This window comes from Thioalkalivibrio sp. ARh3 (genome assembly GCF_000377265.1).
Lineage (GTDB): Bacteria > Pseudomonadota > Gammaproteobacteria > Ectothiorhodospirales > Ectothiorhodospiraceae > Thioalkalivibrio > Thioalkalivibrio thiocyanoxidans.
Genome location: NZ_KB897948.1, coordinates 382,789 through 403,451, shown reverse-complemented (window position 1 = coordinate 403,451; position 20,663 = coordinate 382,789). Strand labels below are relative to the sequence as shown.

General features: G+C 67.0%; 20 protein-coding genes. 17 read left to right on the top strand and 3 right to left on the bottom strand.

Translation table 11 applies throughout. The annotated features are described in order from the left end of the window. Positions 1 to 66: 66 nt before the first annotated feature. The 17 genes from C995_RS0106750 to C995_RS0106670 all read left to right on the top strand — a co-directional run bounded on the left by C995_RS0106750 (position 67) and on the right by C995_RS0106670 (position 14,226). Positions 67 to 399 (top strand): ribulose bisphosphate carboxylase small subunit, encoded by a 333-nt coding sequence (locus tag C995_RS0106750; protein ID WP_018864196.1) that lies wholly within the window; start codon positions 67 to 69, stop codon positions 397 to 399. Positions 400 to 560: 161 nt separating this feature from the next. Continuing rightward, complete coding sequence (locus C995_RS0106745; protein ID WP_018864195.1) at positions 561 to 3,497, top strand: CsoS2 family carboxysome shell protein; 2,937 nt, start codon at positions 561 to 563, stop codon at positions 3,495 to 3,497. A 29-nt stretch (positions 3,498 to 3,526) separates the two neighbouring features. Continuing rightward, entirely contained in the window at positions 3,527 to 5,092 is a 1,566-nt protein-coding gene (locus C995_RS0106740; RefSeq protein ID WP_369771646.1) for a carboxysome shell carbonic anhydrase, read from the top strand. Positions 5,093 to 5,108: 16 nt separating this feature from the next. Beyond that, positions 5,109 to 5,360: a carboxysome peptide A gene (locus tag C995_RS0106735; protein WP_012982273.1), complete on the top strand. Its 252-nt coding sequence runs from the start codon at positions 5,109 to 5,111 to the stop codon at positions 5,358 to 5,360. A gap of 4 nt (positions 5,361 to 5,364) precedes the next feature. Next, positions 5,365 to 5,697 (top strand): carboxysome peptide B, encoded by a 333-nt coding sequence (locus C995_RS0106730; protein WP_018864193.1) that lies wholly within the window; start codon positions 5,365 to 5,367, stop codon positions 5,695 to 5,697. Positions 5,698 to 5,741: 44 nt separating this feature from the next. After that, positions 5,742 to 6,041 (top strand): BMC domain-containing protein, encoded by a 300-nt coding sequence (locus C995_RS0106725; RefSeq protein ID WP_012982275.1) that lies wholly within the window; start codon positions 5,742 to 5,744, stop codon positions 6,039 to 6,041. Positions 6,042 to 6,072: 31 nt separating this feature from the next. Then, positions 6,073 to 6,366 carry a BMC domain-containing protein gene (locus tag C995_RS0106720; RefSeq protein WP_012982276.1) on the top strand — a complete coding sequence of 98 codons (294 nt, stop codon included), beginning with the start codon at positions 6,073 to 6,075 and terminating at the stop codon, positions 6,364 to 6,366. Positions 6,367 to 6,434: 68 nt separating this feature from the next. Then, on the top strand, positions 6,435 to 6,749 hold the full coding sequence (locus C995_RS0106715; RefSeq protein ID WP_012982277.1) for a BMC domain-containing protein: 315 nt from the start codon (positions 6,435 to 6,437) through the stop codon (positions 6,747 to 6,749). A gap of 10 nt (positions 6,750 to 6,759) precedes the next feature. Further along, complete coding sequence (locus tag C995_RS0106710; RefSeq protein WP_018864192.1) at positions 6,760 to 7,185, top strand: bacterioferritin; 426 nt, start codon at positions 6,760 to 6,762, stop codon at positions 7,183 to 7,185. Between the two features lie 32 nt (positions 7,186 to 7,217). Further along, positions 7,218 to 7,499, top strand: a complete 282-nt coding sequence (locus C995_RS0106705; protein WP_012982279.1) for a 4a-hydroxytetrahydrobiopterin dehydratase — start codon at positions 7,218 to 7,220, stop codon at positions 7,497 to 7,499. Between the two features lie 64 nt (positions 7,500 to 7,563). Next, positions 7,564 to 8,199 (top strand): ParA family partition ATPase, encoded by a 636-nt coding sequence (gene parA / locus C995_RS0106700; protein ID WP_018864191.1) that lies wholly within the window; start codon positions 7,564 to 7,566, stop codon positions 8,197 to 8,199. Continuing rightward, positions 8,196 to 8,606, top strand: coding sequence for a hypothetical protein (locus tag C995_RS0106695; protein WP_018864190.1), 411 nt, complete (start codon positions 8,196 to 8,198; stop codon positions 8,604 to 8,606). The genes parA and C995_RS0106695 overlap by 4 nt, the downstream gene beginning before the upstream one ends. Positions 8,607 to 8,686: 80 nt before the next feature. Continuing rightward, complete coding sequence (locus C995_RS0106690; RefSeq protein WP_018864189.1) at positions 8,687 to 9,490, top strand: CbbQ/NirQ/NorQ/GpvN family protein; 804 nt, start codon at positions 8,687 to 8,689, stop codon at positions 9,488 to 9,490. Positions 9,491 to 9,512: 22 nt separating this feature from the next. Beyond that, positions 9,513 to 11,834 (top strand): nitric oxide reductase activation protein NorD, encoded by a 2,322-nt coding sequence (locus C995_RS0106685; protein WP_018864188.1) that lies wholly within the window; start codon positions 9,513 to 9,515, stop codon positions 11,832 to 11,834. 58 nt (positions 11,835 to 11,892) lie between these two features. Beyond that, on the top strand, positions 11,893 to 12,870 hold the full coding sequence (locus C995_RS0106680; RefSeq protein WP_018864187.1) for a LysR family transcriptional regulator: 978 nt from the start codon (positions 11,893 to 11,895) through the stop codon (positions 12,868 to 12,870). Positions 12,871 to 13,108: 238 nt separating this feature from the next. Next, positions 13,109 to 13,675 carry an SgcJ/EcaC family oxidoreductase gene (locus tag C995_RS0106675; protein WP_018864186.1) on the top strand — a complete coding sequence of 189 codons (567 nt, stop codon included), beginning with the start codon at positions 13,109 to 13,111 and terminating at the stop codon, positions 13,673 to 13,675. A 68-nt stretch (positions 13,676 to 13,743) separates the two neighbouring features. Continuing rightward, a complete protein-coding gene (locus tag C995_RS0106670; protein ID WP_018864185.1) occupies positions 13,744 to 14,226 on the top strand; it encodes an SgcJ/EcaC family oxidoreductase in 483 nt (160 codons plus the stop codon). A gap of 39 nt (positions 14,227 to 14,265) precedes the next feature. Here C995_RS0106670 and C995_RS0106665 read toward each other — a convergent pair whose 3' ends face one another. The 3 genes from C995_RS0106665 to treY are packed head-to-tail and all read right to left on the bottom strand — an operon-like array spanning position 14,266 to position 20,537. Beyond that, positions 14,266 to 16,092 (bottom strand): glycoside hydrolase family 15 protein, encoded by a 1,827-nt coding sequence (locus C995_RS0106665; protein WP_018864184.1) that lies wholly within the window; start codon positions 16,090 to 16,092, stop codon positions 14,266 to 14,268. Positions 16,093 to 16,134: 42 nt separating this feature from the next. Then, positions 16,135 to 17,880 (bottom strand): malto-oligosyltrehalose trehalohydrolase, encoded by a 1,746-nt coding sequence (treZ, locus tag C995_RS0106660; RefSeq protein WP_018864183.1) that lies wholly within the window; start codon positions 17,878 to 17,880, stop codon positions 16,135 to 16,137. Beyond that, complete coding sequence (treY, locus tag C995_RS0106655) at positions 17,877 to 20,537, bottom strand: malto-oligosyltrehalose synthase (RefSeq protein ID WP_026278991.1); 2,661 nt, start codon at positions 20,535 to 20,537, stop codon at positions 17,877 to 17,879. The genes treZ and treY overlap by 4 nt, the downstream gene beginning before the upstream one ends. Positions 20,538 to 20,663 lie beyond the last annotated feature (126 nt).

The window sequence follows — 20,663 nt, the reverse complement described above, 5'->3', positions numbered from 1 at the left end:
TCCGAGCACGGGCGGCGCTAGCGCGTCGCCCGTGCCCAGAAAGAACCAGAGCACAGGATTACCGACATGTCTGATATCCAGAACTTCAAGCAGTCGCAGAAGTACGAGACCTTCTCCTACCTGCCGGAGATGAATGCCGACCAGGTGCGCAAGCAGATCGAATACTGCCTCGCGCAGGGCTGGAACCCGGCGATCGAGTTCAGCGAGAAGGAAAATTCCATGTCCCATTACTGGTACATGTGGAAGCTGCCGTTCTTCGGCGAGCAGTCCGTGGAAGCGGTGCTGTCCGAGATCGAAGAATGCCGCCGCTCCAACCCGGGCATGATGGTGCGCTTCATTGCGTACGATAACTACGCCCAGAGCCAGGGCATGGCCTTCGTGGTCGACCGCGGTCGCTAGGACCCCGGTTCGGTGGTGGCCGGGTGCGTGTGGCACCCGGCCTGTCCATCAAGCGTTATTACCGTTGCTGCCGCCAACTGTAAGGAAGTGCCATGAGTAATCCGACATCCGCGTCTGAAGGTCTCTCGGGTCGCGAACTCGCCCGGGAACGGCGCAAGGCCATGTCTCGTAATGGCAAGGCCGCCGTGAAGTCGACCGGCCAAAACAAGGGATCGCGTTCCGCCGCGGCCGCGCAAAAGGCGCGCCAGGCCGAGCGTGCTTCCGCACCGGCCCCCCAGGCGCGGGAGCCGGAATCGCACTCCAGCGAATCTCAGCCGTCGCCCTCGTTCGAGGTCGACAGCAGCGCCCGTGAGCGCCGCCCGGAACCGGGCGCGCACGCCGGCGCCTCGAACGGCCGCCAGGCTGCCCTCGAGCGTCGCCAGAAAATGGCGCGCCAGGGCAAGAAGGCGGTCGGTCGTTCCAACACCCGTGCCCGCGCACTCGGCGGTCTGGCTCGCGGCGGCGCCGACCGCTCGCGTCAGCTCGAGGCGCTGTCGCAGAGCCAGGGCATGGAGATCGACTGTTCCCACATGAGCGGTCGCGAGATCTGCCGTCTGCGCCGGCAGGCGCTGGCGACTGAGGGCAAGAAGGCCATGGCCGCGGAGCCGCGCCGGGAAGACCTGCTGAAAGGGCAGGGCTCCTTCTCGGAAGACGCACAGGAAGAGAAGCAGGGCTGTGGCTGTGGCTGCAAGGGCGAGAAGTCCGAGCGCGACGATGGCTACAGCGCGGACTCCAGCGATCGCGACACTGTGGTGGAAAGCGGTCTCGACACGCTTTGCGAGAAGGTGGAGTCCGGCGGCGAGGCGGCGGGTCCTCACCCGATGATTTCCGAGGTCCGTGCGATCTGCATGGCCCGTCGCGAGGCGATGGCCCAAAACGGCAAGCGAGCAACCAAGCGCCGCTTCAACGGCTCGAAGGGTCGCGGTGCCATGCCGCAGGAAGGTGCCTGGAAGGCCGCGAAGCGCAAGGGCATGTCCACCCGCGAGGTGGCACGCCAGCGTCGCGAAGAACTGTGCACCATTGGTCGCGGTTCCTCGGATCCGGGACGTCCCTGTGGACGCCCGCGCCACCAGGCAAGCGAGGCCCCGCCGAAGGTGGAAGAAGGCACGACGCTTGCGGGCGGCCACGTCAGTGGGACCCAGGTCGAGAGTACCCGAAGCGTGACCGGCGCCGAAGCGGGCAGCTGTTCGAACATTACGGGTACCGAGTACCTCGGGCTGGAACACTACGAGCGCTACTGCAACGTGCGCCCGAATGCCAATCCGGCCAAGGTCGGCCACTCCCATACCAGCCGTGGCCAGGAGGTCAGTGGTACGGAGGTCGGCCGTTCGGCGCGAGTGACGGGTGACGAGTCCGGTTCCTGCGAGGCGATCACCGGGACCGAGTATCTCAGCAGCGAGCAGTACGAAGGCTTCTGCGGGACTCGCGCGCCGTCGACCAAGCCGCGCACCAGCGTGATGATGACCAGCCACGGCGAGGGTGTCTCCGGCACCAGTGTCGGCCGCAGCCCGCGTGTAACCGGTGACGAGTCCGGCTCCTGCCGCGACATTACCGGTACCGAATACCTGAACACGCAGGCCAGCGAGGTGCCCTGCAGCGCGGGAAAGTCCAACGGAGCGCCGATGAAGGTCGGCGTCATGCACACGCTTCGCGGTCGTGAACTGACCGGGACCGAAGTCGGGCGCTCCTCGCGAGTCACGGGCGACGAATACGGCAGCTGCAAGCCGGTCACCGGGACCGAATACATCGGTACGGAACAGTTCAAGGGCATGTGCGGTACGCGCCCGGAGCCGACGCCGGCCAAGGTGCAGGAGCTGCACACGATGGAAGACCAGAGCGTGACGGGTACGGCCGTGGGTCGCAGCCCGAAGGTGACCGGTGACGAGTCCGGATCCTGCCGGCCGCTGACGGGTACGCCGTACTATAACCAGGCGGATTTCGGCGACCTCTGCGATCGTCCGGCCGCCGGCGGTGTGCCCAAGGTCGGGGTGATGCACACGCTGCGGGGCCGGGAAGTCTCCGGCACGCAGGTCGAGAGCTCGCTGCGCGTGACGGGTGATGAATACGGCGGCTGCAAGCCGATCACTGGAACGGAATATGTCGGCTCCGAGCATTACGACGCCTTCTGTGGCACCCGTCCGCAGGCCGGTCCGGAGAAGGTCTCCGTGAGCCGCACCTGGAATCAGCAGAACGTCTCCGGCAGCGCCGTGGGTCGGTCGGCCCGAGTGACGGGCGACGAATACGGTGCGTGCAAGCCGGTTTCGGGTACGCCGTATATCGGTGCTGACCAGTACGACGCCTATTGCGATCCGCGGGACGCCCAGACGGCGCAGACCCGAGTGGCCGAGCGCCACGCGACGCCCGCGCATCCGGTCTCCGGCAGCCAGCCGGGTTATGACGAGCGGGTGACCGGCACTGAACGCGGAGCATGCCAGGACGTCTCGGGTGCACCCTATGTTGGCGCCAACGAGTTCGCTGCGACCTGTCCGACGGCGGCGAGCAGCCTGCATCCGCGGCTGCGTCCGGAAGGGCAGGCCGCCGTGGCCGCGCCGGTCGCCGAAGTGCCGGCCCACGAGATGCCCAACGCCGGGTTCAGTGTGCAGAGTCCGGCCCGCGAGGCCTGGGCGCGCCGCGAACGCCGCGTAACCGGGACCGCCTATGGCGCGTCGGGTGGTATTACCGGCCCGATCAACAAGGCCACGGGCCTGGTGTCGGGTACGGAAGAGTTCCGCTATCAGCCGGATCGCCACCAACCGGTGCCGGCCCAGGCCGAAGAGGCCCCGAAGACGGGTGCCGAGCGCGTGACCGTCAACGGGAGCAGTAACGGGGTGACGATCACTGGCGATGACTGGGGCCGTGGCAACAGCGTGACGGGTACTGAAGGGTTCTCCACGCGCCGGAATGCGACGCAGAAGGGCAACCCGCGGGGCGAGGGCCGGAGCGCCTATGTCAACCGCGAGCTGGAGCGCAAGGAAGTGCCAATGAGCAAGATCACCGGTTCCTCCGGGAACAGCGGCAGCGGCTCTCTGGTAACCCTGTCCGGCGGTGCCCGCGGCTAAGCGGCGAGTAAGGAGGCAATACGACCACGATGGTGCGCCGAGGCCGCCGCAAGACTTCTCCGTTTGGCACGCGCTACGCGACGCCGCGGGGAAGTGCCGTCCGGTCGCCGGCAACGCCAGGGTCGAGCACGGGTACCGCGCAGCCTCTGGTGAGCGCGGTGCCGCCCAAGGCAAAGGCCCCGGTGGAACCGACCGTGCTGAAACCCGGGCATCCGCTCGCGGATGTCGCCGACAACGAACGGCTGTACGCGTTCGAGAGCGGTTTTCGCGATCGGTTTGCGAATCTGGTGCCGGTACTGAAAGAGGTCCACGCGCTGCAGCACGAGCGGGACTTCGAGGAAAAGGCGCAACGGATTGTCGAGGACAACCTCGGGTATCGGTTGCCGGAACGCGTCCTGGAGGATGCGTGGATCAATGATCTGGATACGCGCGAACTGTACCTGCACGGCACGTTCGAGCTGTTCGATCAACTGGTCAACGAATACTGGGCGGGTCGGGATGACCTGGTGGACGAGGCGGAACGCGCGATTGCGTATTTCCTCGACTGCGACTTCCACGAAGTGGACATCTCGCCCTGTTCCGACGGGCGGCTGTTGAGCCTGCGGCGCTTTATTCTGCGCCTGCCGGACCTGGCCGTTCGGGTAAAGAGTTATGCCGGGGCGCAGTTCGACATCGAAGAGGATGTGCGCCACTGGACGAAACGCGAGCTGTTGCGGTTTCGCGAGGGGCGGCCGACCACGGCGGATGTGCCGAGTCGGTACCTGAAGATCGCGGCGTATCACTACAGCAGTGCGGACCCGCATCACCAGGGGTGTGCGGCGCACGGCAACAGCGAACGGGATGCAGCGGATGCCGCGCTGCGGCAGCTGCGGGCGTTTCGTCAGGCGATCGAGAACACCTACTGCTGTGGGGCCTCGGTCGACACGCTGCTGATCGGTGTGGATACGGATACGGATGCGGTGAAGATCCATATCCCGGACGCGGATACGCGGATGAGTCTGTACCGCTTCGTGGACAGCGCGAAGGTGTATCGGGAGACGCAGGACCTGAATGGCCGTGACGCAGAGCTGCGCGTCTATCAGGCGATCCAGGACGCGATCCACCAGCAGGGCTGGGGACACGGCAACGGGGGACCGCACGAGGGGATGCTTCGGCTAATCTCGCGGCTGCTGCTGAATAATATTTCGCAGCTCGATTACGTGGCGCGCTACCACAACGGGCATTACGCCGACGTGGGCCACCGCGAGCGGGTGATCATCGTCGGCCAGGAAGTCGAGGAGATGCAGGTACGCAACTTTGCCTACTTCGCGCATCTGGAGACGATGGAAGAGGGCGCCCACGGGATGGACGTGGGGGTGAACAAGATCTTTCGGCAGCTGAATGTCGAGCGGGGTCTGCCGGTACCGGTGGTGATCCATTACCGCTACGACCGCAAGGTGCCGGGGTCGCGCGAGCGGGTCGAGGCGCGCTGCCGGCGGATTCGCGACCAGATCATGGCGCGCTACCGCGAACTGGCCGAAAAGGGCCTGATCGGGTGCCACATGGTGATTCGCGACAAGCGCAGCGGCAGCCAGCTGGAACCGCTCGCCGGTTGAGCTAACGGGACACGGAATGAAGATCTGCAAGGTAGAGAAGACGCTGGTTTCGACCAACCGGATCCGGGATCTGGGCCACCGTCCCTTGCTGGTGGTGCAGGAGAAGGCCGGCGGGCCGCGCACGGTAGCGGTGGACGCGGTCGGCTGTGTCCCCGGGGACTGGGTGATCGTGGTGGGTTCGTCCGCCGCACGCGAGGCCGCGGGGAGCAAGGAATACCCCAGTGATGCGACGATCGTAGGGATCATCGACTACTGGGAGGAGCAGTAGCTCCATGGAAATTATGCAGGTGCAGGACGAACTGGTGGTGACCCGTCGCGTGGACGGACTCAAGACCATGTCGCTGCGCGTGCTGGTGGATCAGAAGGGCGCGCTCAGCGTGGCCGTGGATCCGGTCGGTGCACACCCGGGTAACTGGGTGTTCACGATCTCTGGATCGGCCGCGCGCTACGCGCTCGATGACCCCAAGGTGACAACCGATCTGACGATCGGCGGCATCATCGACCACTGGGACGATGGTGGCAGAAAGACGGAAGGGTCGAAGGACATGGCTGGACAAGACCAGGCCGATGCACAGCGCTCTGCTAGTACCCACAAGGCGGCTTGAGCGTCATTTTAATTGGAAAAACTGTAACTCCAGGAGAAAGAGAAATGGCAACTGAACGTTTTGGTGTGGCGCTGGGCATGATTGAAACCCGCGGTCTGGTGCCGGCGATCGAAGCCGCCGATGCGATGACCAAGGCCTCGGAAGTACGCCTGATCGGTCGTCAGTTCGTCGGCGGCGGCTACGTGACCGTTCTGGTGCGTGGCGAGACCGGTGCCGTGAACGCCGCCGTGCGTGCCGGTGCGGATTCCTGCGAGCGTGTGGGCGACGGCCTGGTGGCTGCGCACATCATTGCCCGCGTGCATTCGGAAGTGGAAAGCATCCTGCCCGAGCAGGTTGAAAAGTAATTCATCAGTAACGCTTGATAGGAGTTGAGTAATGGCTAGCGAAAACTTTGGTGTGGCCCTCGGCATGATCGAGACCCGTGGTCTGGTGCCGGCGATTGAAGCCGCCGATGCGATGACCAAGGCCTCGGAAGTGCGCCTGATCGGTCGTCAGTTCGTCGGTGGCGGTTACGTGACCGTTCTGGTGCGTGGCGAGACCGGTGCCGTGAACGCTGCGGTGCGTGCCGGCGCGGATTCCTGCGAGCGTGTGGGCGACGGCCTGGTGGCTGCGCACATCATTGCCCGTGTGCATTCCGAGGTGGAAAACATCCTCCCGGAAAAGCCGTAAGTCCCTACCGGGGATGAACGCCGCCGCGGCCGATCGGCCCGGCGGCCCGTTTGTAAAAGAGGTTAGCAATGGCGAGCGAAATTTCTGGTGTGGCCCTGGGCATGATCGAGACCCGCGGTCTGGTGCCGGCAATTGAAGCGGCGGATGCGATGACCAAGGCCTCGGAAGTGCGCCTGATCGGTCGTCAGTTCGTCGGTGGCGGTTACGTGACCGTTCTGGTGCGCGGCGAGACCGGTGCCGTGAATGCGGCGGTGCGTGCCGGTGCGGATTCCTGCGAGCGTGTGGGTGACGGCCTGGTGGCTGCGCACATTATTGCCCGCGTCCACTCCGAAGTGGAAAGCATCCTGCCGAAGGCCCCGACTGCCGACGGCTCGGCCAGCTGAGGCAGCCTCGATGGCGGATCCGCGGATCGTGGGTTACCTGAACCGGGCGGTGGCGCATGAGCTGTCCGCGGTTCAGCAGTATCTGGCCCAGGCGCGATTGACCGCAATGTGGGGCATGCGCGATGTCAGCGAATGCCTGCGGCGGGACGCCCAGGAGGAACTGGACCATGCGGATCGATTCATGACCCGCATGTTTCACCATGGGGTGGCCCCGAACGGGAGCCAGCTGGCACCCGTGCGGCTGGGACGCTCGATGGCCGAGTTGCTGGAACGCAACCGCGAGCTGGAGATGGAGGCCGTGCGCCTGTATGACGAGGCGGCGGTGTACTGTCGGCGCGTGGGTGCCGCGGGGGACGCCGAGCTGTTCGAGAGCATCCTGGAGGATGAGCTTGAGCATGTACGGGAGATCGACGCACAGGATGCGGCCGTTCGTTAAGGACGTGCCGGTCCAACGTTCTGGAGTAGTACATGGCGGATAGCGATCTCGTGGTGCCGGCCGGCTGGGAGCCGGGCAAGGGCTCCTCGGCGACCATCAGCAAGCAGTTCACCTTTGACCGTTACGGCATCACTCGCGAGTTTCTCGATCGGGTGGCCGAGCTGTCGGAGGAGGATGGCTATCATCCCAATATCAGTTTCGGTACGACGTATGTGAACATCACCATTGATGCGCGCGACGGCGACCGGATTGGCGAGGCGGATCAGCGTTTCGCGCAAGAGGTGGATCGGCTGGCCAGCGAAACGACTGGTTGACCGACCATCACGTCAGAGTCCACGAGCCGGACCCGTCCGGTTCCTGGCCCTAGGAGGCTGATACGTGGGTTCCCGGGTATTCGCGGTAGTCAATCAGAAAGGGGGTACTGGCAAGACCACCCTCTCCATGAACCTCGCCGCCGGTCTGGCGCGCCGAGGGCGTACCCTGGTGGTCGATGCGGATCCGCAGGCGTCGGCCGGCCAGTGGGCACGGATGTCCTCGGACGAGCGTCCGTTTCCCGCCTCCGTGTTCGCGGTCGCAGGTCCGCTGGACCGCGAACTCAAGGCGCTTCGCAAGGATTACGATCACATCGTGGTGGACTGTCCGCCGACCCTGGAGGGCGGGGCGGTCACGGCTGCCCTCGCCGGCTCGGATGTGGTGCTGATCCCCGTTCTGCCATCCCCCGTCGATCTTTGGGGCAGCGTCCGGATGGGCCGCGGTCTGGAGGAGGCGCAGATGAAGAACCGGTCGCTGCGCCCCTATATCGTGGTCAATCAGCTCGAGGTCCGCAGTGCGCTGTCGCGCGCGATGAAGCATGCACTGATGGAGATCGACATACCCGCGCTGGAACAATCGCTCCGGCGGCGGGCCATCTATCGGCGTTCCGCGCTGGAAGGCTGTTCCGTGTACGACCTGGGCAAACCGGGCGAACCGGCGGCGGCCGAGATCGAAGCCATCATCGAGGAGGTGTCGCAATGAGCAATCTGCAAGACAAGCTGGCGGCCGGCGTGCGCAGCGCCCGCGAAGACCAGGACAAGGACAGCAACACCGCGGCGGACAACGCGCCGAAGAAGGACACCAGCGCGACGCCCGCGAGCACGCAACCACATCAGGCAGCGAGCACCAAGGCGGCCGCAACCAAGAAGGCCGCTACGCCCAAGGGGACAGCCCGCAAGACGGCAACCCGCAAGGGGTCTGCGACCAAGCGGAAGGCCCCGGCCAAGAAGCCGGCCGCACAGTCCACACGCAAGACGTCGGCCACGAAGTCCAGCGGCTCGGCCGCGAGCCGGCGCGGCGGCGCACCCGAACTGGATCCGGGCAAGGCGAAGGCGACGGCCGACGAACCGTGGAAGAACCTGCACCCGAATCGTATCTGGCCGGACTGAGCCACGGCGTTTCGGGGCCGGGGCTGGGCGGGGTGCAGATCATCCCGCCCCCCGGCCTTTTTGATTGAGGAGTCTGGGCAATGCAAGACGATCTGCGCGATCACCTGATCACGGACGAGCCGTACTACCAGCCGGTCGCGGACGAGATCGAGCTGTACGAGGCGGCGTACTCGGTGCGCATGCCGATGATGCTGAAAGGGCCGACGGGCTGCGGGAAGACCCGCTTCGTCGAGCACATGGCCTGGAAGCTCGGCAAGCCCCTGATCACTGTAGCGTGTAACGAGGACATGACGGCTTCCGATCTGGTCGGCCGTTATCTGCTCGATGCCGACGGTACGCGCTGGCAGGACGGTCCGCTGACCCTGGCGGCGCGCCACGGGGCGATCTGCTATCTCGACGAGATCGTGGAGGCCCGCCAGGACACCACGGTGGTGATCCACCCGCTGACCGACAACCGCCGCGTGCTGCCGCTGGAGAAGAAGGGTGAGATGGTCCAGGCCCATGCGGACTTCCAGGTCGTCATATCGTACAACCCCGGCTACCAGAGCCTGATGAAGGATCTGAAGCAGTCGACCAAGCAGCGCTTCGGCGCGCTCGATTTCGACTACCCCGATCACGAGACCGAGGCGAAGATCGTCGCCCACGAGGGCAAGATCAACGAGGAGATGGCCGGCAAGCTGGTCAGTGTGGCCGAGCGGGCGCGGAACCTGAAGGGTCATGGCCTGGACGAGGGCATCTCCACCCGCATGCTGGTCTACGCCGCCTCTCTGATTGCCAAGGGTGTGGAGCCGCTGGGTGCCTGCCGCATGGCCCTGGTGCGGCCGATCACCGACGATCCGGACATGCGCGACGCGCTGGATTCGGCCGTCACCACGTTCTTCTAGCGCAGCTCGGGGCGCCCAACCCATGAGCATCCATCTGGAGGACTACCAGGACCTCCTCGACGATCTGGGGAACCACGCCGCGGAGGTGCTGGAGAGTTCCTGGCAGGAGGCCAGTCGCGCCTTCAGCGCCAGCGGGCTCAAGCGCTACTACCTTGAAGGCGCCCGCAGTCTCCAGGCCCTCGGGCGCGGTTCGGAGATGGTCGTCGCCTTCGTACAGGAGGCGCCGGCACTGGCCCAGGAGCTGGGCGAGGATGCGGTTGCGGAACTGCTCAGCTCCGCGATCAAGATGTATTCCAAGACCTCCGCGGCGGTCATCACTCTGGTGATCGAGACCAGCCCGGTCGCGGCTCAGCGGCTTGGCGACTATTCGCTGTTCGAAGGGTATTTGCGCCTGCTGGATAACCTGCTCGGGCAAGCGCCGCGCGGCGTACGGCCGATGCTGGAGCACCTGGACGAGCTGCTGACCCACCTGACGCTGGGCGGGCTGCGGCGCTGGGCGACGTGGGGCGCGCAGGCGCACCGCACGGACCTCGAGGCCCAGATTGCCTACTTTGGCCTGGAGTCGCCGGAGTCGCGTTCGGTGTTCCAGAAGGAGCGCCGGGGCACGCTGTTCGTCGACGTGCAGCGCCGGATCAACCTCTACCTGCGCTCGCTGTGGGCGCGTGATTTCTTCATGCGCCCGACCAGTGGCGACTTCGAATCGCGCGAGGGGTATCGTCCGTACATCGAGGGCTTCACGATCTTCCTGCCGGATGCCTACGACGATGTCGAGGGCCTGACCGGGCTGGACCTCTATCGCGCGGCGGCCGCGCACGCGGCGTCCCATGTGGTGCACACCCGCGAGATGCAGCCGGAGGAGGGGCCACGGGGCGTGGTCGGCATCCTGACCGAGCTGTTCGAGGACGCGCGCATCGAGGCCCTGGCGATCGCCGCGTTCCCGGGTCTGCGCCAGATCTGGGTGCCGCTGCACACCGCCACGGCGGAGGATGGCGAGACGCCGCAGGCATTGCTGGCGCGCACCGCGCGCGCCCTGCTGGATCCGGATTATCACGACCCGCATCCGTTCGTGCAGAAGGCCGTGAGTGCTTTTGCGGAACGGGTAGAGGACCTCGAGGCCGCAGGCCTGGCCCGCGAGTTGGCCGAGGCGCTGGCGACCGAGTTCCCCGAGCAGGGCTATATGAACCCGGCCAAGGTCGCGCCGGATGTCCTCTATCGCGACGACAACCGCTATCTCTGGAACTTCGGGCGTGAAGAGGAAGAGGCGGAGGTCCTGGCCGCGCACGGCTCCGGACAGGAGCGCTTCTACGTCACCCCGATGGAGATGATCAACACGCTGGATGTGCCGAACGCCGGCGACGATGCCCAGCAGATCATGGTGCTGGCGACCGAGTGGTTCCGCGACGGCGAAGACGAAAGCATCAACCAGCAGGAGGGCAAGGAGCCGATCTCGCTGCCGTTCCACTATCACGAGTGGGACTACCAGATGCAGCTGGAACGGCCGCACTGGGTCACGCTGCTGGAGCGGCGCCCGCGAAAGGGCGAGATCGAGGAGATCGAGGCCATCTACGACAAGCACAAGCCGCTGGTCTCGCGCCTGAAGTTCCTGATCGAGGCGATGCAGCCCCAGGGCGTGCAGCGCATGCGCAAGCAGCCGGAGGGTGACGAGCTGGACGTGAACGCGCTGGTCGAGGCGCAGATCGATGTCCGCATGCGCCGTCAGCCCGACGAGCGCATTTATGTGCGCAATCTGCGCCATGTGCGCGATCTCTCCGTGCTGGTGCTACTGGACCTGTCGGAGTCGACCAACGAGACGATCGGCGACGGCGAGACGACCGTGGTGCAACTGGCGCGCGAGGCGGCCACGCTGCTGTCCGGTGCGATCTCGCGCATTGGCGACCCGTTCGCCATCCACGGCTTCGCCTCCGACGGACGCCACGACGTCGAGTACTACCGCTTCAAGGATTTCGATGCCCCGTTCGACGACACCGCGAAGGCGCGTCTCGCCGGGATGAAAGGCCAGCTGTCCACCCGCATGGGAGCGGCCATCCGCCATGCCGGCCAGTTGCTGCACAATCAGGGCACGGCGAAAAAGCTGCTGCTGATCATCACCGACGGCGAACCGGCGGATACGGACGTGCGTGATCCGCAGTATCTGCGTCAGGACGCGAAGCGGGCGGTAGAGGAGGTCGGGCGCAAGGGGGTCTATACCTTCTGCATGAGCCTCGACCCGCAGGCGGACGAATACGTCGAGCGTATCTTTGGGGCCCAGCACTTCATGGTGCTGGACCAGATCGAGCGGCTCCCGGAAAAGCTCCCGATGCTGTACGCGGGCCTTACGCGGTAACCGGTCGCCACGCATGGCCCAGTCCCCGACGCCGAAGGAGTCGAGCCTCCCGCAAGTGATGCTCAAATCGGAGCTGCCGGCGCACCTGATCCGGCACGCCACGCTGCGTCAGCTGCAGGTGTTCGAGGCGATCGTGCGCCTGGGGAGCTTTACCCGCGCGGCGGAAGAGCTGCATCTGACCCAGCCGACCGTCTCGATCCAGATCAAGAAGCTCTCCACGGCGCTGGGGCTCCCGCTGTTTGAATACGTGGGGCGCAAGGCCTTCCCGACCGAGGTCGGGCTGCTGCTGTACGACACCTGCCGCGAGATGCTCGGTGCGCTGACCAACCTCGAGATGAAACTGGCCGAGATGCACGGCCTCAAGCGCGGGCGTCTCCGCCTGGCGGTGATCACCACGGCGCAGTACTTCGCGCCCAGCATCCTCGGGCAGTTCGCCCGGCGGTATCCGGATATCGAGCTGTCTCTGGAAGTCAGCAACTTTGACCGGGTGCTGGACCGGCTGTCGAACAATGACGATGACCTCTACATCATCGGGCATGTGCCCGAGCGACTGACCGATGTCGCCGTGCACCCGTTCGCTCCGAACCCGCTGGTGGTGATGGCGAGCCGCGACCACCCGCTGGTGGGTCGGCGCAATATCCCGCTGAAGGAGCTGGAGCAGGAGACGTTCCTGATGCGCGAGCCCGGCTCGGGCATCCGCGAGGCGACGCTCAAGCTGTTCCAGGAGCACGGGATCAGCCCGCCCGTGCGCATGGAGCTGGGCAGCAACGAGGCGATCAAGCAGGCAGTGATCGGTGGCCTGGGGATTGCCGTGCTGTCGCTGCACACCCTCAGTGCCGAAGGGGCCGAGGGTCCGGTGGCACTGCTGGATGTCGAGCACTTCCCGATCCATCGCCAGTGGCACATCGTCTACCCGAAGAAGAAGGTCCTGTCGGTCGTCGCCCAGACCTTTCTCGACTTCGCGATCCAGGACGAGGCCCGGGTGCGCGGGCAGGTCGAGGACCTGCTGGCCGCGTTCAAGGCCCAGGCCGGCTGAGTGGCCGCCCTGACAGGCCCGCAAGGGGCCCTTGGGAAACGCTGATTGATCGGCGTTTCCCTGCGGCACAGGGACGTGCCGCCGGAATCGACCGCCGTAGGCGGTTGAGTACGGCGCAAGCTGCAAACTGCGTTTGCGGCGCCGCGTGCGCTGAGAAAGCCGGGATGGCTTTATTCAGCGCTTTCTTTAAAATTCACGCTTTACCCGGCCGCCATCGGCCCGAGTGGGAGAACACGCAGTGAGTACCGTGACCCGTCCGCGTATCAGCGGCACCCAGTTCATCAACGCCGACGAGGCCCCGCGTTCGCGCCTGAGTCTGAGCGCCTCGCACCGCGACCAGCATCACCCGGTGACCGGGACGGGCAGCGATATGCTCGCCGGCGCGATCGATACCCCGCCGAACGAGAGCTGCGTGGTCTGTGCCCCGGCCACGCGTCGCCTGGCCGAGGAGCTGTTCGACGCCTGGAACGACGCCCTGCAGACGGGCGATGCCCGCCGTGTGACCGAGCTGTACGCCGACGACGCGGTCCTGCTGCCGACCGTGTCCAATGTCCCGCGCACCAACCATGCCGAGATCCAGGACTACTTCGAGCATTTCCTCGAGAAGAAGCCCTACGGCACCATCAACACGCGCAATGTGAAGCTCGGCTGCAACAAGCTGACCGACGCCGGCACCTATACCTTCCGCGTAAGCGACGGCAACGAGACGCAGGAAGTCCCCGCGCGCTACACCTTCGTCTACGAGAACCGCGACGGGAAGTGGCTGATCGTGCACCATCACTCCTCGATGATGCCGACCGCCTGATCCGGTACGGCCGTGCAGTGAGGCCGCGCCGCCAGTTTCGGGCGGCGAACACGTTCAGAGGCAGCGACATGACTTCATACCCCGTCGCGGCGCTCGCCGCCGCACTCCTCGTGCTGGTTTCCGGTACTGCCTCGGCTGGCAGCGGCGACGCGCGCGAAATGGTCTGCGCACCGGTCGACCAGGACCTGGCGCTGGAGCGGTTCGAAACCTGGAACGATGCCCTGCAGACCGGCGATGCGGCTCGCGTGACTGAACTCTACGCCGAGGACGCCGTATTGCTGCCCACGGTCTCCAGGGTCCCGCGCACGAACCACGCAGAGATCCAGAATTATTTCGAACATTTCCTCGAGTCGAGGCCCTACGGGACTATCGACTCCCGCAACGTAAGGCTCGGCTGCAACCAGCTGACCGATGTCGGGATCTACACCTTCCGGATGACGGTGGACGGCGAGACCGAGGAAGTCCAGGCGCGCTACACCTTCGCTTACGAGCACCGTGACGGGCAGTGGCGGATCGCGCATCACCATTCCTCGAAGATGCCCGCTGACTGAACGGGCCTGGAGACTGTCCAGCACGGAGGTCCGCCGCGCTCAGCCTTCGCGGCCGCGTTCCATTGCCCGAGCGAGGTTGATGCCGCTGGAGATCAGGCCCATGTGGCTGAACGCCTGCGGGAAGTTGCCGAGGAAGGCGCCGCTGGCCGGGTCGATCTGCTCCGGCAGCAGCCCCAGGGTGTTGGTGCGGGCGCACAGCGAGTCGTACAGCTCCATCGCCTCGTCCAGCCGGCCCTGGTCGGCAAGGTTGTCCACCAGCCAGAAGCTGCACAGCAGGAACGCCCCCTCGTCTCCGGCCAGCCCGTCGGGGGATTCATCGGGGAGATAGCGGTAGAGCAGGCCGTTGCCGGCCCCCAGCCGTTTCACCACCGCAGCGGTGGTGGCCACCATCTTCGGGTGGTTCGCCGAGATGACGCCGCGCCAGGGCAGGGCGAGCAGGCTGGCGTCGATGCCACCGCGGCCCAGATGCTCGGTCAGGGTCTGGCGTTCCGGGTCCCAGGCATCGTTGAGGATCGCCTCGCGGATCTCCTGCGCCTCCACCCGCCACAGCTTGCTGTTGCCCGGCATGCCGTGGCTGTCGGCCAGGTCCGCCCCGCGGTCCAGCGCCACCGCGCACATGGCGGCGGAATAGGTGAACGGCCGCCCCGGGGTGCGCACCTCCCAGATGCCGTGATCCGGCTTTTTCCATTCCTCGGCGGCCGCGTCGATCAGGCGCCGCAGGCGGTTCCACAAGTGCTCGTCGAGGGTGCCGCCCCAGTTGACCCAGCGGTAGGCGCAGTCGAGGATCTCGCCGAACACGTCGTGCTGGCGCTGCTCCACCGCGCCGTTGCCCCAGCGCACCGGGCCCGAGCGCCGGTAGCCCTCGAGCCCGGGTTCCTCGCGCTCCGGCTGCGGCAGGTGGCCGTCGACGTCGTACAGCACCCGCGGCCAGCCGCCGGAGCGGTCCACCGCATCCAGCGCCCAGCCGAGAAAGCCGGCCGCCTCGTGACCCATGCCGATATGGCCGATGGCGGAGACCGAGAACGCGGCATCGCGGATCCAGGCGTAGCGGTAATCCCAGTTGCGCGGACCGCCGATGGCCTCCGGCAGACAGCAGGTGGGCGCAGCGATCATCGCGCCGGTGGCGGTGTAGTCCATCAGCTTGAGGGTGACCGCCGAGCGGCGGACCAGCGCCTCCTGCGGGCCGTGGTAGTGGAAGTGCTCCATCCAGCGCTGCCAGACGTCGACCGTGGCCTCCACCAGCTGCTCCGGGGTGCGGGCGAGGAAGCGGTGGGTGTGTGAGCCCCACGACAGCAGCAGATGGTGGCGGGCGCCGGCGGCGAGTTCGTGCACGGCGTCGGTGCTGTCGAGCGGCAGCGAGGTGTCGAGGTTCAGTTCCAGTGCGGGCTGGCGGTTGGGCATGATCTGCAGGGTCGGCCCGTGTGGCGCGACCCGGGCGCCACCCCAGGGCTCGACACGGATGCGCAGGCGCACGCGGCCCTTCAGCACCTCGATGTGCCGCAGCAGCTCCCCGCGTCCGGCCGGGGCATCCTCGGAAAGGTCGGCTCCGGCGCGCAGCGGCAGCGTGTCGGTGATCCGCACGCGTCCCTCGGGCCCGTCCATTTCGGTGACCAGCACCGCAGTGTCCCCGAGATAGTACTGGCGGGCGGCCACCAGCGGCTCGGGCGCCACGCGGAACACCCCGCCGTGGCGGTGATCGAGCAGGCCGCAGAACAGCGGCTCGGAGTCGAAACGCGGCACGCACATCCACGAGATGCCGCCATCGCGTCCGACCAGGGCGGCGGTGGTGCCGTCCCCGATCAGGCCGTGGTCCTCGATCGGCAGGTAGCCGTCTATCCGTTTCAGGGGCGCATCAGGTGCCGTCACGAAGGCGTTCCTCCTCGCAGATTCGCTGGTGGGCCGGGGTGCTCACGCGGCAGGCGGCTCCCCGAGGATCGCGACCGACTCGCCGGGAAGCTGCAGGCGGTCGCCTTCATGCAGGATGCCCGGTTCCGACCCGAGCAGCACGCGCCAGCCGGCGGCTTCGGGGCATTCCAGCTGCCGCGCCTGAGGGCCGAGGTTGCAGGCCACCACCAGTCCCGGGCGTTGCATCCGCAGCCAGCGCCGGGGTTCGTCGAAACGTACGCGGATGGCCTCCAGGCGGTCGTCGGCGAAGGCCGGATGGCGGCGGCGCAGGGCGATCAGCTGGCGGTGCCACTGCAGGATCGCGGCATGCGGCGGGCGGCGGTGCTCCGACCAGTCGAGGCGCGAGCGGTCGAAGGTGGTCGCGGCCTGCGGGTCGGGGATCTGCTCCGGCGCCCAGCCGAAGGCGGCGAATTCGCGTCGCCGGCCCTCGCTGACGGCGCGCCCCAGCTCGGGGTCGCCATGGTCGGTGAAGTACAGGAACGGGCTGGTCGCGCCCCATTCCTCGCCCTGGAACAGCAGTGGCACGAACGGGCTGGTCAGCACCAGCGCGGCACCGACCTTAAGCAGACCCGGCGAGAGCAGGTGGCTGCTGCGGTCCCCGGTGGCGCGGTTGCCGATCTGGTCGTGGTTCTGCAGGCAGCCGACGAAACGCCGCCCGGGCTGGTCCGCCGCGGGGCGGCCGTGCCGCCGGCGGCGGAAGGGCGAATAGCGGCCGTCGTTGGCGAGGCCGCGGGTCAGCACCCGGGCCAGGTCGGCCAGCCCGCGAAAGTCCATGTAGTAGCCGTCGGACTCGCCGGTAAGCGCGGTGTGCAGCGCGTGATGGAAATCCTCGTTCCACTGCGCGTCCAGCCCGTAGCCGCCGGCCTCGACCGGCCACGCCACGCGCGGGTCGTTGCGGTCGTTCTCCGCGATCACCACCAGGTGCCGGCCGAGCTGGCGCCCGAGGCGCTGCACCTCGCCGGCGAGCTGCTCGAGGAAATGGGTGGCCGAGGTGTCGACGATCGCGTGCACCGCGTCGATGCGCAGGCCGTCGATGTGATAGTCGCGCAGCCACATCAGGGAATTGTCGATGAAGAAACGGCGCACGCTGTCGCTGTCCGCGCCGTCGAGGTTGACCGCGTCGCCCCACGGGGTGTGGTAGCGGTCGGTGAAATACGGGCCGAACTGCGCCAGGTAGTTGCCGTCCGGACCGAGGTGGTTGTAGACCACGTCCAGCAGCACCGCGATGCCGCGGCGGTGGCAGGCGTCGACCAGGCGTTTCAGGCCGTCGGGACCCCCGTAGGCATGGTGCGGGGCATACAGGTCGACCCCGTCGTAGCCCCAGCCGCGGGCGCCGGGAAACGCGGCCACCGGCATCAGCTCCAGGTGGGTGATGCCGAGTTCGGCCAGGTGGCCGAGGCGGTCGATTACGCCGTCGAAGCTGCCCTCCGGGGTGAAGGTGCCGACGTGAATCTCCTGGATCACCGCCGCGGCCAGCGGTGGCGCCTGCCAGGCGGCGTCGTTCCAGACGAAGCGGGAATGGTCCAGCCAGCGCGAGGGGCCGTGCACGCCCTGCGCCTGCCAGGCGGAACGCGGGTCGGGGAACGGGCCGTTGCCGTCGACGCGAAACGCGTAGTCGCTGCCATGCACCAGCCGCGAGGTCTGCAGCGACCACCAGCCCTCGCCCTGGCGGTCCATCGGCATGCGGCTGCCGCCGCACTCCAGCTCGACCTGGTTTGCCTGCGGGGCCCAGACGCGCACGCGGGTCATGCGGTTTCCTCTTCGCGTTCGAGCAGTGCCACCGGAAATGCGTCGAGGAGCTTCGCCACCGGCCGGTCGCCGCCCTCGAACGTCTCGCCCGACAGGCGGTTGTGCCAGACGCCGGGTGGCAGCCGGAGGCGGGTGTCGAACCAGTCGCCCGCCAGTCCGAGCACCAGGCGCGGCACCAGCACCAGCGCACCTTCCCCGCGCAGGTAGGCCACCGCGTGCCTGGCGCGCTCGCCGGTCGCGCCCAGCGGGGTGTAGGCCGCATCCGGGCGGAACCATTCCGGGTGCCGGCGGCGCAGGGCCAGGGCCTGTTGCACCACCCACTGCTTGGGCAGGCCCTCGTCGGCACGGGCACTGATCTGTGCCGGGGTCAGGTGACCGATCTCCTCCAGCAGTTGGTGCCGGGTTTCGAAGTCCACCGGACGGCGGTTGTCCGGATCGACCAGGCTCAGGTCCCACAGCTCGCTGCCCTGGTAGATGTCGGGTATCCCTGGAGCGGTGAGCTTGATCAGGGTCTGGGCCAGGCTGTTGGTGCGGCCGGGGCCGACCAGGGGCTGCAGGAACGACTCCAGCGCGCTGCGAAATCCTGCATCCTCCAGCGTCCCGCTCACGAACTCGCGCAATGCCTGCTCGTAGTCCTCCTGGGGGTGGGTCCAGCTGGTGTGCTGCTTGGCCTCGCGCACGGCCTTTTCCATGTAGGCCGTCATGCGCTCGGCGTCGATCGGCCAGGCGCCCAGCAGCGTCTGGTAGTACAGGTATTCGGTAGCCGGTTCTGGCCATTCGCCGGTGCGGTGGCGGGCGTTGTGACGCATCCAGCGACGCACGGTCTGCGCCCATGCGCCCGGAATCTCGGAGAGCAGCACCAGGCGCGCGCGCACGTCCTCGCTGCGCTTGGTGTCATGGGTGGAGGTGGCCAGCATCGCCTCCGGGTGGCGGGCGCGGGCCCGGGCACTGGCGTGGTGGAACTCGTCCACCGACACCCCGAAGCTTCCGGGGTCGCCGCCGACCTCGTTGAGCGGCGTCAGCCGGTGGAAGCGATACAAGGCGGTGTCCTCCACCCCCTTGGCCATTGCCGGTCCGGTCAACTGCTGGAAGCGCAGGGCGAGTTCGGTCTCGCGCTCGCCGGGGATGCGCAGGAGCAACAGGTCGCGCAGGAACTGCAGCAGCTCGCTGTCCAGTGCGGCGCTGCGCTCGGCCGCCTGTTCGATCGCGGTCTCCACGCAGCCGACGTCGGCCGCCGTCACCCCGCCTTCGCGCGGGCTCACGTAGGTACGGTAGACGGGGAAGCAGGAGACCACCTCCAGCAGGGCAAGGTACAGCTCGTGGCGGGTGTAGTCGCGGTGGCGGCGGTGGCGCTCGCAAATGTCCACGAACAGCGCACTCAGCCGGTTGAGCTCGCTGCCGAGCAGATCCTCCAGGACCTGGCGCTTGGATGCATAGACCAGCCCCGCGTAGTCGGTGTCCTCGCCGGTGAGGTCCTCGAACAGCCGGGTCAGCGGCGCCTCGCCCGCCGGGTCCACGAACAGCCCCTGCACACGGTTGAGAAAGTCGTAGCCGGTGGAGCCGGCGATCGGCCAGTCGTCGGGCAGTGACTCACCCGGTTCGAGGATCTTCTCGGCGACGATCCAGGTGTCCGGGCAGACATGGGCCAGTCGGCGAAAATACTCGGCGGGGTCACGCATGCCGTCCGGGTGATCGACTCGCAGACCGTGCACCGAGCCTTCGTCCACCCAGCGGATCGGCAGGGCGTGCACCGCCTGGAAGACCTCTTCGCGTTCTTGTCGCAGCCCGGCCAGGTCGTTGATGTCGAAAAAGCGGCGGTAGCCGAGGTCGCGTCCGGCGGTGCGCCACCAGGCCAGGCGGTAGTTCTGCCGCTCGATCAGCGCGTCCAGCGCATCGGGGTCCTGGTTGATTCGCTCCACCTCGGCTGCGATTGCCTCGGCGGCCGCCGGATCCTGGCTGGTGGTGTCGTCCAGCAGCTGGCGGATCACGGCCTGGTCGCGGTGGCGCCGGGTGGCAGAGTCACGCGCGGTCAGCTCGGGTTGTGGCAGGCGCGCGCAGGATTCCGCGAGAAAGCCCAGCAGTTCGATGCCCGTGGCGCGACAGACGCGGTAGAGCAAGTCGTTCAGCGAAGACGGGTCCAGCGGGAAGCGGTGTTCGTGACAGGCGAGCTCGAAGAGCCCGTCGGCGTATTGCAGGCGGATCTCGCCAGCCTCGAGGATGCGCCCGTAATGATCGCCCAGTACTGGCAGCAGGACCTTGTTCGGCCAGCGTTCCTCCGAGGACTCCCAGTCCACGTCGAAAAACATCGCAAACCGGCTGGAGGGCCCGTTCTCCAGCACATCCCACCACCACGGGTTCTGATCCCCGGCCACGGCCATGTGGTTGGGCACGATGTCCAGCACCAGCCCCATCCCGGCCTGTTCCAGCGCCGCGCACAGGCGTTGGCGCGCGGCCTCGCCGCCGAGCTCGTCGTTCACCCGCGACGGGTCCACCACATCGTAGCCGTGCATGCTGCCGCGCACCGCCTGGAGGATCGGAGAAAGGTACAGATGCGATATGCCCAGCCGGGCAAGGTAGGGAACGACGCGCGCGGCATCATCCAGGCTGAACCCTGGGTGCAGCTGCAGGCGGCAGGTGGCAATCCGTTCAGGTTGCATCTGCTCGTTGCCGGTTCGGGTTCCGGCAAGGCGGGGCATTGGGCATGGCCAGAAAACCAAGCCTGCCAGCGCTACCAAAGAATGCCTGCATCCCCCTCCGCCTTGAAGATCAGCTTGTGCTACCCC